We start from the raw sequence: 17,506 nt of genomic DNA, 5'->3' as shown, positions 1-17,506 counted from the left end.
TGGAATATTAAAAGTAAAATTAATATGTTACATTTTAATTACCAACAGGGCTAAATACGTGTAATTTTTACGGTTCTTTCCACCGCACTATAGTGCGAAAATAAAGTAAAGGATTTAATAAAAGTGCTATAAACAAAAAAGCTTGCAATATAATTTGCAAGCTTTTTTAATTTTTAATCTTTCGACTCGTAGCCCGTAGGGGAATCGAACCCCTGTTTCAAGAATGAAAATCTTGCGTCCTAACCCCTAGACGAACGGGCCGATTTTTGTTTCGGTGTGCAAATATAGAAATATTTATAAATCTGCCAAAATTATTCTGTTTTTTTTATTCATTTTTTTGAAATAGATGATTAAACTCCCTAGAATAGCTATATTTAAAGTCATTGAAAAAGTAACCAACATGACTAATTTTAAAAAAATTAAAAAACCGCTACTCTATGCTGGACTGGGCTTGGCTCTATTAAGTCAGGAAGCCTATGCCCAAAAAACGGGAGCAATCGCAGATCAGCTGCAACTCACCTGGAGGGTTCAGGAAGGACACCATATCCGTAAAAATCCGGTATCCACCATTATCTTAAAAAACAAAGGAACAAGTGCTGTTCAACTCAACGACTGGAGCCTTTGGTTTAATTTTATCCGATCAATTGATCCCGGCAAGGTCGACAAACGTTTCGCAATAGACCACCGAAACGGCGATCTTTTTCAGGTAAGCTTTAAGAAAAACAACTTTGTACTGCAAGCTCAGGATAGTGTCCACATCGATTTTATAACGACGGGGCTAGTCAATTACACAGATGGACCCATTGGTCTATATCTAAAAAATAACCAGACTGGGCTTGCCACCACTATTTCAGATTATTCTGCTGTTAAAACTGCTCCTCAATCAGAAGCTGAAAAAACAGACTACTTCGCATATAAATACGACCAAAACAAGCTCGTAGAAGGTGTCACCGCACAAAGTATCATCCCCTTACCAAGCCACATTAATGTCAACATCAACGAAAAGTTTAATTTATCAACAGGTGCAAAACTTTTTGTAGATAATGAATTTGCTAGCGAAGCGAGATTCCTGACAGATTTCTTTTCAACATATTCAAGTATTAAGCTAACGGCTTCAACTAGCCCGCAGCGCGGTATTGAAATCGTAAAAGTTAACACCTTAAAGCCCGAATCCTATCGATTATCGATTACTGCTGATGGTGTAAAAATAGAAGCTTCAGATAAAGCTGGTGCTTTCTATGCCATTCAATCTTTAAAATCATTTATCAATCATGATCAGTGGAATAAAGCTACAAAATCCATTGCTTTACCGCACAGCAATATCGAAGATAGCCCACGTTATGGGTACCGTGGATTTATGCTGGACGCTGCCCGTAATTTTCATAGTAAGGCCGAGGTTTTAAGAATATTGGATCTTATGGCTGCTTATAAGTTGAATAAGTTCCATTTTCACTTCATTGACGACGAAGGGTGGCGACTGGAAATTCCATCCCTACCTGAACTCACAGCTGTCGGAGCCAACCGTTCGGCTAACTTTGAAGACGGTAAAGCAATACAACCTGCTTATGGATCTGGAGCGACAGCCAAGCCGCATCAATTCTATAGTGTGAACGACTACATCGAAATTTTAAAATATGCTCAGGAAAGACACATCGATGTGATTCCAGAGGTGGAAACCCCCGGCCATGCTCGCGCAGCGATCAAAGCCATGCGTGCACGTTTTGCCCATTATTCAAAACTTGGCGATCAGCAAAAGGCAGAAGAATATTTACTGGATGATGCAGAAGACAAATCCGTTTACAATTCTGCACAAAACTGGAATGATAACGTTATGAACCCAGCGCTACCTTCAACATACCGCTTCCTAAGCAAGGTGATCGATGAAATTAAAGCGATACACGATCAAGCAGGGGTTCCACTGAAAATTATCGATTTGGGAGGTGACGAGACTCCAAGTGGTGTTTGGGAGAAATCGCCGAAAATATTGGCCTTTATGAAGGAAAATAATATCGCAAATGTACTCGACGTATGGCCACTGTATATTTCCAAGATTAATGCCCTGGTTCAAGAAAAAGGACTGACGATGTCGGGATGGGAAGAGATGGGCATGCGCAACAAAGGTAATGGCATGGTTGCAAATGCGGATCTGGGAAAATCAGGCATCCATTTAAATGTATGGAACAATCTACCCGGACAAGGACAGGAAGACCTCGCCTATCGATTGGCCAATGCTGGCTATAAAGTTGTTTATACGAGTGCAGCAAATAACTACCTGGATATGTCATGGGATCGTGACTTTGCAGATCCCGGACATAGTTGGGTGGGCACTGTCAATCTGAATAGAACTTATTCCTTCTCCCCTGAAAATTTCTTCATCAACTTAAGAAAGGATGATACGGGAAAAGACTTTAAACCAGAGGCATACACCAATAAAGAACAGCTTACAGCGGAAGGGAAGAAAAATCTCCTCGGGATCAAAGGTGCTTTATGGTCAGAAAAGATCTCTACTGACCAACGTCTCGAAGAAATGATATTTCCACGTTTAATAGCCATCGCCGATCGCGCCTGGGCCCCAGAACAAGCTTGGGAAAAAGGGAATTCTTTTGACGAAGCTACGTATCGCAAATCGTATACTGCCTTTATCAAAAAGCTGGGCGAGGATGAATTGAGAAAACTGGATAGGATAAATGGAGGCTATACTTATCGACTTCCCAAAATTGGAATTAAGAAAGAGGGCAACCAACTCCTTATCAATACCGATTATCCTGGTTTTAAAGTCTATTATAGCGACAACGGCAGTACACCAACACAAAAATCCAAAACAGTGAATGGCCCGATACCATTCCAGACTGGTAAGAAATACGTATTTAAAGTATATGACGCCAAAGGACGATCCGGCGATGTAATCAGCTACTAGTTTACAATGTGCCCTATTCCACTTGTAGCGTACTTTTGAACCAATACTAATGGTCACATAAACAAAAATCCCTGCTTCGATCTTGAAACAGGGATTTTGTTTATAGATAGTCTTGCGTATAAACTAACGTGTTAATCTAATCAAATTTCCATCTTACAAATGCTTCAATGGCTTCGTAATTTGCTAGACCTAATTGATCATATAAAGCTGCTGTTTCGCTCGTGCGATCTTCTGCACGTACCCAGAATTCACGTGGATCATCACCAGGGAATACAGGTAAGTCTTTTTGAGACTGGTGCTTAAAGATAGCCAAACGCTTACGATAAACTTCTTGTGGAGATAAAGGAACAGCCATTTGGATTTCATGAATAGGATATTCATGCCATGCTCCTCGGTATAACCATAACCAACAATCTTTGGTCCACTCATCTGTTTTGCTCAACCTATTTAATGCTTCAAACAAAATGTCAAAACATACTTTATGTGTACCATGTGGATCAGCAAAATCACCTGCAGCGAATACCTGATGTGGTTTTACATGACGCAATAACTCCATTGTTTGCTGAATATCGTCTTCGAAAGATACATTTTTCGAAAACTTCTGTCTATCATAGAAAGGCAGATCCTGGAAGTGGATATTTTCATCCGGCAAACCTACCAAACGAGCTCCCGCGATAGCCTCTCCTTTACGAATCAATGCTTTGATTTTACGGACCAATTCGGTGTCAATCTGATTCGGTTTTTTTGTTGCAAAAATTGCTCGCTCCTCATCATAAATCCGACCAATCTGGGCCGCCTCTGAGTCCGCTCCGATCTGTTTAGCGAGATCTTCGGCAAACTCCAGATAACGTATCACATCATCGTCCCAAACCGCCGTGTTACCACACGTCTGATAGGCAACATGGACATTGTGTCCTTGATCTGCCAGACGAATAAATGTCCCCCCCATAGAGATCACATCATCATCAGGGTGTGGAGAAAATACAATCACATTTTTCTTCGCTGGATTGGCACGCTCAGGACGTTGTGAGTCGTCGACATTGGGTTTGCCCCCGGGCCATCCAGTGATCGTATGCTGAAGTTCATTAAAAATACGGATATTAATATTATATGCAGGGCCAGTCTCTGTAACCAACTTCGCCATACCATGTGCATTATAATCCTCATCGGTAAGTTTCAAGATTGGTTTTTTGATTTCTAACGCTAACCAAACAACGGCTTTTTTTATGAGCGAAGGTGTCCAAGTAACGTCTTCTGCCAACCAAGGAAGATCAAAACGTGTCAGCAACGAAGCAGCGGCTTCATCCAATACAAATTCAACATGGTCAGACAATTGAAGATAAGTTGCAGGAATCTCTGCGGAGATTTCGCCTTCAACGGCTTTTTTAATAATCTCAGCTTTTGTTTCAGTCCATGCCATTAAAATGATTTCTCTTGCCTTGAAGATTGTTCCCACTCCCATGGTAATTGCTTTTGTTGGTACATTTTCCTTTCCACCAAAAGCACGGGAAGCATCACGACGAGTCAAATCATCTAAGGTGACCACACGTGTGCCTGAATTAGGCGCAGAGCCTGGTTCATTGAACCCAATGTGGCCTGTACGGCCGATACCTAGTAATTGAATATCTAAACCTCCTGCCGCTGTAATCTTCTGCTCGTAAGCCGCACAGAATGCATTTACTTGGTCAGGAGCTAAGGTACCATCTGGAATATTTACATTTGCCGGATCGATATCTACGTGGTCGAACAAGTTTTTGTTCATAAATGTAACATAGCTCTGATCGGCATCAGGTTGCATAGGATAGTATTCGTCAAGATTGAAGGTAATCACGTTCTTAAAGCTTAAACCTTCTTCTTTATGCAAGCGAATCAGCTCTTGATAGACCTTTACCGGTGTGGCGCCAGTAGCAAGGCCTAGAACAGCCTTCTCACCTTTCTCTTGCTTTGCACGAATAATTTCAGCTATACGATTTGCAACGTTTTTCGAAGCTGAATTTTGATCTGGATAGACGCTCACAGGGACTCTTTCGAAGCGTGTCTCTTCCAATAAATTTAATCTAGCCATTTTTTTATGGGTATATTGATAAACGTGAATTACAAATTTATAAAATTAGTGACTCAAGTTGAAGTAAAATTTTAATAAAGTACTTCTTTCTTAGCAATATTTTAAATAAAACCTTTTAGCTACATTTTTAGCGACTCAAATACCTTTAAATTTGATTCAAAATCGCTATCGCTTTTGATAATGTTTCCTCCCTCTTCGCAAAGCAAACGCGTAAAACCTGCTGATTTGTAACCTCCTTATAGAATGCGGACAGTGGAATTGTTGCTATCTTATGTTGTGTTGTTAAGGAGCAGGCAAATTCAAATTCCTTTTCATTGCTAATGCCGCTATAATTTATATTCAAGAAATAAGTCCCTTCGCAAGGGAGAATCGTAAAACGTGAATCTTTTAATCCTTCTTTCAGTAGATTTCTTTTACGCTCAAAAAAGCCCGATAGACTTTTTACATAACTTATATCGGCTAGATACTCTGCTATAGCATATTGCATAGGGGTATTGACACTAAATACGTTGAACTGATGTACTTTTCTGAATTCGTGGGTTAATTTCGGCGGGGCAATACAGTAACCAATTTTCCAGCCTGTAGTATGCAACAACTTACCGAAGGAGGCGACAACAAAACTTCGTTCGCGCAGAGTAGGTATTTCCAGTACCGACTGCGGCGATGCCCCGTCAAACACAATATGCTCGTATACCTCATCGCTCAGCAACAGGATGCTAGTCCCCTCCAATAGCGCTCCCAACTTAATCAGTTCTTCCTTACCCAATACTTTCCCCGTTGGATTATTCGGATTGTTGATAATAATCAGTCGCGTTTTACTGTTCATTAATGTTGCTACGTAATCCCAGTCAATCTGAAAATCGGGCGCCAATAATCGGACGGGCACAACCTTACCGCCAAACAGTTCGATGGTTGGTGCATAACAATCGTATGCAGGTTCAAATATAATAACCTCATCCTGCGGTCTAACTACGGTAGCAATAGCTGTAAAAATGGCTTGCGTCCCCCCTGAGGTAATGGTTAATTCTTCCGTTGCATCGACCTCAACGTTATAAATCTGATTATATTTTTTGACGATTGCATCCCGTAGAGACTGTGCTCCGATCATTGGTGCATATTGGTTGTATCCCTTTTGCATCGCCTCAGTAACCAATTTTACCAACCTCGGATCGGCTTCAAAATCGGGAAAACCCTGGGAAAGATTTAAGGCCTGATGCGCATTGGCCAACATGGTCATCTTAGTAAAAATCGTCGTACCAACATGCGGAAGTTTAGAGGTTAGGTTGAAGTTCATTTTTTGACATTTTATTAATCTACTAAATTAGTGGATTTTCTTATATTTGTAAATATATATAAGAATAGTAATATGATAAAATACATCACACTACTTTTTTTGATTCTGCCATTCTTCGGATCAGCGCAAAAAAAGGAACTTACCAAAGGAGAGTATATTGCTCGTGTTAAGGCTGCTCCCGATTCTATTTCTACGTTGGTTGACTTGCGTAGAGTCGGAGGTTATGATCCTGTTTACACAGAGCTTCAGGCACTTTATAATTCCTTGAGTAATACTGTAAAAAACTCAAGTGAAGGGAAAGAGTTTCAAGATTATTTAAATACGTTAGAAACCGTTCAAATTGGAAAAATAGCACCAGCATTTACCCAAAATGACACCAGCGGAAACCCCGTCAAACTTTCGGATTTTAAAGGGAGATATGTGCTTCTTGATTTTTGGGCCTCCTGGTGTCCGGACTGTCGCGTAGAAAGTCCAGATCTTGTAAATACATACCAACAATTCAAAGGTGAAAACTTTGAAATATTGGGAATATCCTTTGATAAGGACCGCAACTCCTGGATTAAAGCCATTCATGCCGATAAACTACACTGGAGACATGTTTCGGATCTAAAACGTTGGCAGAATGATGTCGGAACACTATATGGTGTAAAATCTATTCCCCAGAACGTCTTGATTGATCCCAATGGAAAAATTGTGGCGAAAAATTTACACGGTGATGCTTTACGTGCAAAATTGAAAGAAGTATTGAAAAAGTAACCTATAGATGATCAATTCCAATAAAAAGACCATGCCTTTAAAAGCGCATGGTCTTTTTAGGTTTAATGACGACGGTGTTTCTCAACGCAAACTACAGCAAAAGGTTTTCTGCACAAACTGATGCGTAAAACACATCCCGTAATCCTTACTAGACGCTTATTTACCAGCCAAACAAGGCGCTTCTACTAACCAAATAAGGCACTGAATATATCCTCTAACTTGGCGACAGGCCGAATTGCAATAGTATATTTTTTCGCATCCAGGCCTTTGGTATTGAATTTAGAAATAAATATACCATCAAACCCCAACTTTTCAGCCTCTTGTATTCTTTGTTCAATCCGATTTACAGCTCTTATCTCGCCCGATAATCCAACTTCACCTGCGAAAGTCAGATTAGAGCGAATCGGTATATCTTGTTGTGAAGAAATAATCGCTACCACTACGGCCAGATCGATTGCAGGATCTTCTACGCGCAGTCCACCGGCGATATTCAGGAATACATCTTGTGCGCTCAGCCTAAAGCCAAAGCGTTTCTCCAAAACGGCCAAAAGCATATTTAACCGTTTCGTATCGTACCCCGTAGAAGAACGCTGTGCTGTACCAAATGCTGAGTTGCTCACCAGCGCCTGCACCTCGATCATCATCGGCCGCATCCCTTCCAGCATTGCCGCAATGGAAACTCCACTGACTGGCTCGTCGCGTTGCGAAATCATAATCTCAGAAGGATTGGACACTTCCCGCAGTCCTGACCCCTGCATTTCGTAAATGCCCAGTTCTGAAGCCGATCCAAAGCGATTTTTTACGGCTCGCAAAATGCGGTAGACATGGTGACGATCGCCTTCAAATTGAAGTACGGTATCCACCATATGCTCCAATACCTTGGGACCAGCAATCGATCCATCCTTGGTGATATGCCCCACAATAAAGACGGGAGTACTTGTCTCCTTGGCAAACCGCAACAATTCAGCGGTACATTCGCGAACCTGAGAAACCGAACCCGGAGCGGATTCAATCTGTGCGGAATGTAAAGTCTGTATCGAGTCAATAACAATGACATTGGGCTGTACCGTCTCGATCTGCTTGAAAATATTTTGCGTGGATGTTTCCGTCAGGATATAGCAATTAGCTTTGGATGACTGTGACAGTCGTTCGGCCCGCATCTTGATCTGCTGCTCACTTTCCTCCCCGGAAATATAAAGTGTCTTGACTTGTGGAATGGATAAAGCTAACTGTAACATTAACGTTGACTTTCCAATCCCAGGTTCTCCACCGATAAGCACCAGTGACCCCGGAACAATCCCGCCACCAAGAACCCGATTAAACTCCTGATCAGGCGTGGATATACGAGACTCATCTTGGTAAACAATTTCGTGAATAATAGCCGCTTTATTCGCCCTTTTCGTATTGCCTCCAGTTGTAGAACTACGCCATTCGGGGACTTTTGAACTCCCTTTTTCGACCACTTCTTCAACAAAGCTATTCCATTGCTTACAGGAAGGACATTGTCCCATCCATTTGGGAGATTCATAGCCACAATTTTGACAGAAGTATGCTGATTTTGATTTTGCCATGCTACGAATTTACAAATTTATAGCTGTTAAAAGCGTAATCACATGGCCGCACGCATTACATCTTACCCAAGCCATTACACATACCTCAATAATGCGGCATGTATACCGGAACGTACTGAAAAGCCTTAAAAAAAAGAAGTGTTTATTCTTCATTTTCTTTCAAAATCCGCAAGAAATTTTGTCCCATAATTTTCGCTATATCCACATGTGAATACCCTCGCTCCAGCAGTGCTTTAGTCAATAGCGGAAATTTAGAAACATCTTCCAGACCTTGCGGTGAGGATTCTATGCCATCGAAGTCTGAGCCTACCGCAACGTGATCAATACCAACTTTTTTGACCAGATAATCGATATGATCCAATAATTTCGACAATGGAGCATCCGCCTGTCGCTGAAGTTTCTTTGGCAACTTCTCATACATAGACCAAGTACTCAGTTTTGATGTCCCATCATCACCAAATTTGCTTAGATACAAACTCTTAAGCCTAGCTTCATAGGCAGGATCCAAAAAACCCGAATAAAAATTTACACCAACCACACCCCCATTGCTTTTCAGCGCCTCCAACTGTGCGTCTTTCAGGTTTCGGAAATGTGGACATAATTCAAAGGCATTACTATGGGAAACCAAGATCGGTTTTGTCGATACCGCCAATACGTCATAAAAGGTCTGTTCGCCACCATGGGACAAATCAACCATCATGCCCAGTCCGTTCATCTTCCGGATAATTGTTCGACCTTTCTCCGTCAACCCTTTATCCTTGGAATCCATCTTGTCCGATTCCATCGCGGCACAACTTGCCCAAGACAAATTATAATTCCAGGTCAAGGTTAAATATTTGGCACCACGGGCATAAAGTCGCTCAAGATTATCCAAACTTTCTTCAATCATATTTCCACCTTCCACACCGATCAAAGCGGCTATTTTCCCTGTTTTTACTATCGAATCGATAGCTTGTGAAGACTTTGCCAGACTTATTTTATCGGTATTTGCCGCAATCATTTTTTCCAAGGCATCTATCTGGTCATTTGCGTGCTTGAATGCACCGGTCTTCCATTTAGCATCATCGGACCATACCGCAAATACCTGCACATCGACACCCCCTTCCCGCAGCCGCGGCAAATCAGTAGCACCTGTTTTTAACCGTTGGCCAATATCTTTCCCCTGAAAAATGGATGCATAAATCACATCATTGTGTCCATCGACGACGACCATATTCTGGTGGATTTTTTTATAGTTTTGGCTATATCCAATAGAAGTACCTGCTGTCATTGCTAGCCCTAGTAATATGAGGCTCTTAATCATCGTTGACTTTCATTGATCGATTCATAAATAGCATCCTGAATTCTGCTTCTGATATTCAGATCCAAAAGCTTGGTCGTCACTTGAGGGTGTACCCGATTGGACAAAAAGATATAGATCAATTGATTTTGTGGATCAATCCAGATACATGTTCCAGTATAGCCTGTGTGACCAAAGACGGAACTATTTGCTAACTTCGATGGATATTCATTTTTAGGATTGGGATCCCAACGGTCAAAACCCAACCCCCGGCGACTGCTTGTCGATTGCCTGGATGTAAATAAGTCTATTGTTTCCGTTTTAAAGTAGCGCTCCCCACCGTATTCTCCTCTATTGAGTAAGAGCTGACCATAGATCGCCAAATCGTTTGCGGTAGCAAATAGTCCGGCATGCCCGGCAATACCTCCAGCCATTGCCGCACCTTGATCGTGTACATAGCCTTCTAACAATGTTTTTCGAAAAGAGGTATCTTGTTCGGTAGGAACAATTTCTTCTTTTGCAAAACGTATTCTGGGAAGATAACCAGCACGCGTCATGCCCAATGGCCTATAGAAGTTCTCCTGCACGTAATCTTGCATCGGCTCAGCCGTCTGATGTTCTGCAACTTCCTTCATCACATACATGCTGATATCGCTATATACATAGTTTCCTGTGGGCTTTACGGGCGATTTTAACATCTCTGGCCACATAAAATCACGGTAATAATCGTTGAGGATATAGCTATTATCCGCCATTTTTACTTGATGGTTAGCATCCGGAACTGAAACGACGTCTCCAGCTTTCAGATATTTATAAAAGGGAATAAAGGGTGTAAAACCGGCCTCGTGCAACATGACGGAACGCAGTTTAATGTCCTTTTTATTGGTATACTTGGCCTGCCATAAGTAATGGCCCATGGTACTATCCAAATTGATCACATTCCGCTCTGTAAGGCGCATAATTACAGGTGTTGTGCCTGCTATCTTACTGACAGATGCCAGATCGAAAATATCATTTGTTTTTGTAGGAATAGCTTTCGAATAGCTGTGGAATCCATAAGATTTCTCCAGCAGAACCTGTCCATCTTTTACGATCATGACAACAGCTCCAGGCGTTGCTTGCTTATCAATGGCTTCTTGGGCAATAGCATCAATTTTCTTGGTCAATTTCGCCAGATTCAGATGAGCGCTTGACGCAGAGCCGTACTGCAGTCTTGTTTGTGTAGTTTTGACATCACCAGCACTGATGGGAACTCCACCAAAAACTGACATTGCGACGTGACGTTGTCCAGTTTCTGAAAAAGGGGCTAATAATTCGATCAAGTCAGACGATATGTGTTCAGTTAGTGCCTTTTTGCTTTTTTCATTTTCGAAAAAATGACAAAGGATGACTTTTTTATTGTTTAATACCGCCTGTTTCAACTGGGCGAGACAATCTGCATCCAAGTCATCTTCCTTTCCAGCGACAATAATTGTATTATAGTATTTTATATCTTCATCGATTTTACTAAAATCAAAAACTTTAGTGTCTGCATAACGGGCCAACTGCTCTGTAAACACATTATATTTTACTGCATTGGGAACAACAACAGCGATGCGAAGCCGATCTAGATTTTTCAAAGGCAGCAACTGATCGCGGTTATTAAACAGTATCGTTTCATTTTTAACGGTGGATTTATATTGAGCAAACAGGGGGCTAATACAGAACAAACCTGCAAATAACACCCCAAAAAGTCCTTTTTTCATTCTGCTTTTATCGTTTTTTAGGTTCTATCAAATAAAAATACGAATTAAATACACAAGGAATACAGGACGGTTAAAAAAAATCAATTTTGTTACGTTAAACTGTCTTCGAATTAAAATGTCTTTTTCCTTTAACTTTAGAGGTACAAGTAATCTTTAAGCGAATTTCAAATAGCCTTTGATTAGCCAGGGCCCGATTGCATCCTGAAGGTTTTTTCTGTAAGTTTGACTAATGCCAGAATTGATTCAAGATAAAACCATATTTTCCTTACTGGAAGTTAGCCGCAGTATCCAAAAGACACTTGCAGAGCGGTACAAGAGTTTGTACTGGATTAAAGCGGAAATGAACAAGCTCAATCATTATACCCATTCTGGCCATTGTTATCCCGAGCTAGTAGAAAAACAGGACGGTAAAATTGTCGCTGAAATGCGGTCTATCTTATGGAAAACCGATTACAACCGTATCAACAACAGTTTTCTTAAGATTGCTCAAGAACCGTTACGAGAAGGAATTACGATGTTATTTCAGGCAAGTATCTCCTATGATCCGATGTACGGATTGAGCCTGCGCATTGTTGACATCGATCCGACATTTACCTTAGGCGAACTTGAAAAGGAGAAGTTGGACAGTATTCGAAAGCTGAAGGCAGAAGGCATTTATGAGTCTAATAAGTTGCTGGCCTTTCCAGCCGTTCCCAAACGACTAGCGATCATTTCGGTAGAAACAAGTAAGGGGCTTTCTGATTTTTACAAGATTATTAATCAAAACCTTTGGGGTTACCGCATCGAATGCACACTCTTCCCCGCATTATTACAGGGTGACAAGTCAGTGCCTTCCATTATCAACCAACTCGCCGTTATTGCCGAAAAAATCAGCTTGTACGATGTCGTTGCCATTATCCGGGGCGGGGGTGGTGAAGTCGGTCTTTCTAGTTATAACAATTATTTACTGGCGCGGGCTATCGCGATGTTTCCCATTCCAGTATTAACCGGTATTGGACATTCGACAAATTATACGGTCAGCGAAATGGTCGCTTATAAGAATGCGATCACCCCCAGTGAGCTCGCCGACTTTTTGATCCAAAAGTTTCACAATTTCGCTATTCCGGTCGATAAGGCAGCGGAGCGAATACAGCAACTTATTGCTACTCGGTTTAAAGAAGAGCGCAACATGCTATCTCAAACCGCAACGCACATTCAATGGATCGGAAAAAGAGAAATACAAAGCGCTAGAACAGCCATTCAGCAATTTCAGCATGAACTTAGCTCCTTGATAAAATTGCGCTTTTACGAGCATAAGACAGCGCTGGCGCATACCGAGCGAATTATTCAGCTGGCTGATCCAATTCGATTATTAAAACAGGGATTTTCAATTACAAAAGTTAATGGAAAACTGTTGCAGTCGATTACACAAGTATCACCCGGCGATGTCATACAAACCATACTCGAAGATGGAGAATTGCTAAGCACAGTGACGGATAAATTTCCAAAACCGGAATTGGACGAAGACGATGCATAATTTAGCGATTGGCAAAAAAAATTAAAGAAAGCATATCATAATGGAACAGAATTATACCTATACAGATGCCTTTAACGAGTTACAAACTATTGTAAGGGAAATTGAGAATGGTTCAACAAACATTGATGAACTCGCCGAAAAGATTAAAAGAGCATCAGACCTTATTCAGGTCTGTAAAGCCAAATTAACGGCGACAGAGGAAGAGGTGAATAGTTTATTACAGAAAATATCACCAGCAGAAGAGACCAATGAAGAGGAATAGCCAACCAGCAGACCTATTAATACTGATAATACCATAATAAGTATGACATCGCGGGTTTCAAGCAGTTGAAATAGGCTATCCATACGTTCATTTCTTCTTCATCCAATTGAAGAAAAATAGAGAGATCTATCAAATGACCTCTCTATTAAAGAAGAAATTTCATCAAAATTATATAAGATTATAGAAGACCTTCAACCATTTGATGTACACTTTTCTGCGAACCAAAGAATAGACTACAAGGGCTTTAATTTATCGGGAGCAACCGCATGAATGAGTGCACGCGCTAAAATTCTATTCGGGTCTATGATGATCATACCATTGTAATCTCGTTCCGGAATAGCCAAAGGTAACTCCGCACATCCCAAGATAATGACTTGTGCGCCCTTTTTCTTCAAGTCATCCATGGCCGATAATAAATCCTCCCTCGCCTTATTCGCAATCGGTACAGGCTGCGCTTTTATTCCATATTCAGCATCATAGATTGCATTATTTACCTTTTCCTGTTCCGTTCCTTCTGGTGTGACGACATCAAAGCCCTTTTCAATAAAAGCCTGCCGATATAAACTATATAGCTGCTCGCCTGCAGTAGAAATAACACCCACCATGTTATCATGGTAGTTCTCGTCCACAAATCGCACAGTCTCATGAACAATATGCAATAGTTGTAACGTGCTCCCGGTGCGTGCAATTTCCTCTTTAACGACAGAAAAAATAGGCTCTGCATGTACGATATTTGATGGAATTGCTGCGATGGTCGCGCCCGCCATTTCCAATTTTTGTAGCACCGAAGCGATGGCCTTTCCAGGATTTTCATTGGATGTATCCAATAAATAGGCTTTCCGATCCGGGATTAAATGAGGACATGAGAACAATAATAGCGGCAAGTGTTCCTGATCGGATCTTGCCGCTGTTTCATCAATAATTTTCTTTGTAATATCTAGGCCGCTATAAGGGCCAAGTCCACCGACTATACCAATCATAATGCTATTATTATATCGATGATATAACCAATAGCATCAAAAATGGTTTGGAGAAATTACCATTCTATCGATTGATCTTCATCAGGAATTTGTGTATTTAACTGCCGCTCTAAGATTAATGATCCTGAAACTTTAAATTTAATTGCTGTGGTAGAAACTAAGGTATAATCGGTAAATTCATAATCGACATTATTTAAAGTAATATAACGATGTAATAAATAAGGACGGACAGCATCCATTTGTTCCGAAATCGTATAACTTGCATCTTTTTTAACAGCAAACTTCATATTTGGATTTTCGGCTCGAAAAGTAACCCCTCCAGTTTCACTAAAGGTTGCAAAGATTTTATAATTCTTCCTGTCTTTACGATCTTCATCGATATTTCCCGCATAAAAGAAAATCGTATTTTCATCAACCACGTAACTTCTTATTTGACTTTTCACAATCGGTGTTTCACTTTCATGCCCATCCATCACAACTTTTAAGGCTGTCCCGCTATACGTTCCTGAATAATTATTAAATGGATTGACACGTAGTAATGCTTTTTTGTAATGTTTTCTGGGATTGATTTTGTATTGCGCAGCAGGATCCTCCAAAATCGTCAGCGGAAGCACCCATTTTTCGGCCATATCAATTCCTTTCAACGAAAAATCAATAGCCATCAATGCTGTATTCTCTCCTGTTTTTATATTCACCGTTTCGGGAATAGAAAAATAGCTATTATCCAGCTGCTCGTAATAAAAATCTTGCCTGTTCTGAAAACGTTCATAATTCAATATGCCCAATGTATCAGCATCTACCCCAACGCGTACGGAAAGATCCATATCATTTGTTGTCGATCCACTCACTTCCAGCGGCTGTAAAAATGTAGTTTTTTGTCCGTCTTTATAACGGACATAAATATTGGCGACTCCCTCACTTTCCAGAGGGGCCTTAAATGAGACATAATGTTCAAATTGCTCCTCTTTCCATTCGTCGTTGCAGGCGTTGCAGACGAATAACACCATCAGGAAAAAAAGCTGTATAGATGACTTTTTCATAAATTTTATAATTGATTAATCATTATAAGTCCAACCAGGATTTTGTGTTAAATTCTTGTTGCGTTTAAGTTCTGTATGACTGATTGGCCAAAACCACATTTTGTCTGCGAAGGTCGTTTTCAGTGTCCAAATCGCAACGGGTTGGTAAAAGAGATCACGTTCTTTTTCATTCATTAAGACATTACAGCCATAAACCGGCAGGGCTTCTTCCACTGGAGCATCCATCCAGCGACGTAAATCATAATAACGTTGTCCCTCGCCCATCAGCTCTATAAAACGTTCACGCTTAATTGTACGACGCAATTCGTTTTTACTGCCATATACACTTTCCGAATAATCCGGAACTCCCGCCCGGATCCGTACAGGCTGAATACCTTTTTTAATTTCAGCGATGTCACGACTTAAAGTGTAACTTCCCCCCCGCCACGATGGAATTGTAAAAGAACCACTTAATTCATTTAATGCTTCGGCATACATCAATAATATGTCTGCGTAACGGATTGCAGGCTCTGCCTTGGGTACCACACGTGATCCTACACCACCTTCGTAAGTATCACTCGGGTGAACAAACTTTTTAACACCAAACCCCGTACGCAACCAATATCCATTGGCAGAGTTAAAGCCATTGCCTTTGGGATCTGCACTGTAATAAAAAACTTGCTTATTACGATTTTCCTCTTTTGTCTCATTCAGCAGCGTCCAAAAACTTCCGCTGTAAGCTACTGAAGCGTAAAACCTGGGTTCACGATTCGCATATTGCAGAGAAGCTCCTGCGCGCAGTGGTCGGTATTTTTTTGCATTATAATCGTCCTGGGTAACATATCCCGTACTTCTGTTTGAGCCGTTACCTCGACCTATTTCCTTATCCTTACCCGGTACATCTGTACCATCATTCATATAATACGCATCGACTAGTTTCTGTGTCAGTCCGTGGGTATTCCATCCTGTCGCCGAGCGTGGCAATTGATGAATAACCATTTGGTCAATCCCTTCATTGGGCTGGTTGCTACCACGGGTAAATATCAGTTCCGGATTGCCTGAGGCAGATAACGTTCCGTCGAAGACCTGTGCATACGATTTCATGGGGTCAATATTTGCCCATCCTTCAGGCCAGCTTTTAGCTGAAAAATTGTGATCCTCGGGAGGTTTGACGGTGGCATCATCACCAGTCTCCTGAAAAGGTGCTGTATACAGCTTGTACACGCCGAGCTCGATTACGTCTCGTGCGGCAGCTGCAGCTTTCGCCCATTTCTCTTCCTGGAATTCTGCTGAAAGCAAGCGTTTACCTTGCTTATCGACCAATAATGCTGCATAACCGGAGTTATTACCATTGGCCAATGGACTTGCGGCATAGAGTAAGACTTTGGCACGGGCAGCCAACGCCGCCCCCACAGTTGGTCGAGCAGAGCCATCTTGTCCGCGCTTCATCCCTAAAGACTCCATTTCTCTAGCTGCCTGTAGCAGTTCATCACTGATATAGGTTGCGCACTCCTCATAGGTGCTCCGCGGAATCGCCAGATCATCATAGCTATCCGTATAATCCAGTCCTTCATCCGGCAACAGCGGAATGGGTCCATATTTACGGAGCAACAGCCAATAAAGGTATGCCCGAGCAAATCGTGCTTGCCCACGATAATCCGAAATTTCAGTTGCCGACATCTCACTGTTCATGTATATGTTCTGAATGAAGGTCGACGCATTACGAATGCCCCGGTAGGATTGCGTCCATGTACCCTGTTTATCACTTTCAGTATATTGGCCCATTTTGAACATGTTGTAAGAGAGTTCATTTTTTGAGGGATCATAATCTCTATCTCGATCACCGTAATACATGTCATCGGCAAAACAATGCGGCGTCAAACCTTTACTGGCAACATCAGCATTCTCTCCTTTAAACTCCTCAAATACATGCGCTAACCATTCTTCCGAATATACCTTACTTTTAAAGGTCTTCTCTATATTAAGTCGATCCTTAAAATATTGATCGGATTTCAAATAATCCTTTTTGCAGGATGAGACAAAACTTGCTCCCAGCACAAGCAGCATTGCTACGCATATTTTATTTCTTTGCATCTTTCTTG

The 17,506-nt window shown here is 41.3% G+C and carries 12 protein-coding genes and 1 tRNA gene; 4 read left to right on the top strand and 9 right to left on the bottom strand.

The features are described 5' to 3' along the window. Positions 1-189: 189 nt before the first annotated feature. Positions 190-261 (bottom strand) — tRNA-Glu (locus tag B3E00_RS04895). A gap of 139 nt (positions 262-400) precedes the next feature. Between B3E00_RS04895 and B3E00_RS04890 the strand changes: the two genes are divergently transcribed. Next, a complete protein-coding gene (locus B3E00_RS04890) occupies positions 401-2,917 on the top strand; it encodes a family 20 glycosylhydrolase (protein ID WP_293937270.1) in 2,517 nt (838 codons plus the stop codon). 136 nt (positions 2,918-3,053) lie between these two features. Here B3E00_RS04890 and nagB read toward each other — a convergent pair whose 3' ends face one another. Next, a complete protein-coding gene (nagB, locus tag B3E00_RS04885) occupies positions 3,054-4,982 on the bottom strand; it encodes a glucosamine-6-phosphate deaminase (protein ID WP_209577109.1) in 1,929 nt (642 codons plus the stop codon). Positions 4,983-5,127: 145 nt separating this feature from the next. After that, positions 5,128-6,276: a methionine aminotransferase gene (locus B3E00_RS04880; protein ID WP_293937268.1), complete on the bottom strand. Its 1,149-nt coding sequence runs from the start codon at positions 6,274-6,276 to the stop codon at positions 5,128-5,130. 72 nt (positions 6,277-6,348) lie between these two features. Between B3E00_RS04880 and B3E00_RS04875 the strand changes: the two genes are divergently transcribed. Further along, positions 6,349-7,032 (top strand): peroxiredoxin family protein, encoded by a 684-nt coding sequence (locus tag B3E00_RS04875; RefSeq protein ID WP_209577105.1) that lies wholly within the window; start codon positions 6,349-6,351, stop codon positions 7,030-7,032. A 185-nt stretch (positions 7,033-7,217) separates the two neighbouring features. Here the strand turns inward: B3E00_RS04875 and radA are convergent, their stop codons facing one another. The 3 genes from radA to B3E00_RS04860 all read right to left on the bottom strand — a co-directional run bounded on the left by radA (position 7,218) and on the right by B3E00_RS04860 (position 11,627). Beyond that, positions 7,218-8,603: a DNA repair protein RadA gene (gene radA / locus B3E00_RS04870; protein ID WP_293880081.1), complete on the bottom strand. Its 1,386-nt coding sequence runs from the start codon at positions 8,601-8,603 to the stop codon at positions 7,218-7,220. Positions 8,604-8,745: 142 nt separating this feature from the next. Next, entirely contained in the window at positions 8,746-9,906 is a 1,161-nt protein-coding gene (locus B3E00_RS04865) for a dipeptidase (RefSeq protein ID WP_293937265.1), read from the bottom strand. Next, on the bottom strand, positions 9,903-11,627 hold the full coding sequence (locus B3E00_RS04860) for a serine hydrolase domain-containing protein (protein WP_293937263.1): 1,725 nt from the start codon (positions 11,625-11,627) through the stop codon (positions 9,903-9,905). The genes B3E00_RS04865 and B3E00_RS04860 overlap by 4 nt, the downstream gene beginning before the upstream one ends. A 229-nt stretch (positions 11,628-11,856) precedes the next feature. Here B3E00_RS04860 and xseA point away from each other — a divergent pair, with 229 nt between their 5' ends. Both xseA and xseB read left to right on the top strand, forming a co-directional pair. Then, a complete protein-coding gene (gene xseA / locus B3E00_RS04855; protein WP_209577097.1) occupies positions 11,857-13,143 on the top strand; it encodes an exodeoxyribonuclease VII large subunit in 1,287 nt (428 codons plus the stop codon). A 40-nt stretch (positions 13,144-13,183) separates the two neighbouring features. Continuing rightward, entirely contained in the window at positions 13,184-13,405 is a 222-nt protein-coding gene (gene xseB / locus B3E00_RS04850; protein WP_209577096.1) for an exodeoxyribonuclease VII small subunit, read from the top strand. A gap of 233 nt (positions 13,406-13,638) precedes the next feature. On the opposite strand, the gene B3E00_RS04845 is transcribed toward xseB, so the two are convergent. Genes B3E00_RS04845 through B3E00_RS04835 form a run of 3 tightly spaced genes read right to left on the bottom strand, consistent with a single transcriptional unit; the run spans position 13,639 to position 17,498 of the window. Beyond that, a complete protein-coding gene (locus B3E00_RS04845; protein ID WP_293937261.1) occupies positions 13,639-14,385 on the bottom strand; it encodes an aspartate/glutamate racemase family protein in 747 nt (248 codons plus the stop codon). 56 nt (positions 14,386-14,441) lie between these two features. Further along, on the bottom strand, positions 14,442-15,425 hold the full coding sequence (locus B3E00_RS04840; protein WP_293937259.1) for a DUF4973 domain-containing protein: 984 nt from the start codon (positions 15,423-15,425) through the stop codon (positions 14,442-14,444). 15 nt (positions 15,426-15,440) lie between these two features. Continuing rightward, a complete protein-coding gene (locus B3E00_RS04835) occupies positions 15,441-17,498 on the bottom strand; it encodes a RagB/SusD family nutrient uptake outer membrane protein (protein WP_293937256.1) in 2,058 nt (685 codons plus the stop codon). Positions 17,499-17,506: the final 8 nt, after the last annotated feature.

The organism is Sphingobacterium sp. UBA5996, from assembly GCF_002429765.1.
Lineage (GTDB): Bacteria > Bacteroidota > Bacteroidia > Sphingobacteriales > Sphingobacteriaceae > Sphingobacterium.
Note: the sequence above shows the minus strand (reverse complement) of the source record. Positions and strands in the feature narration are given on the sequence as shown.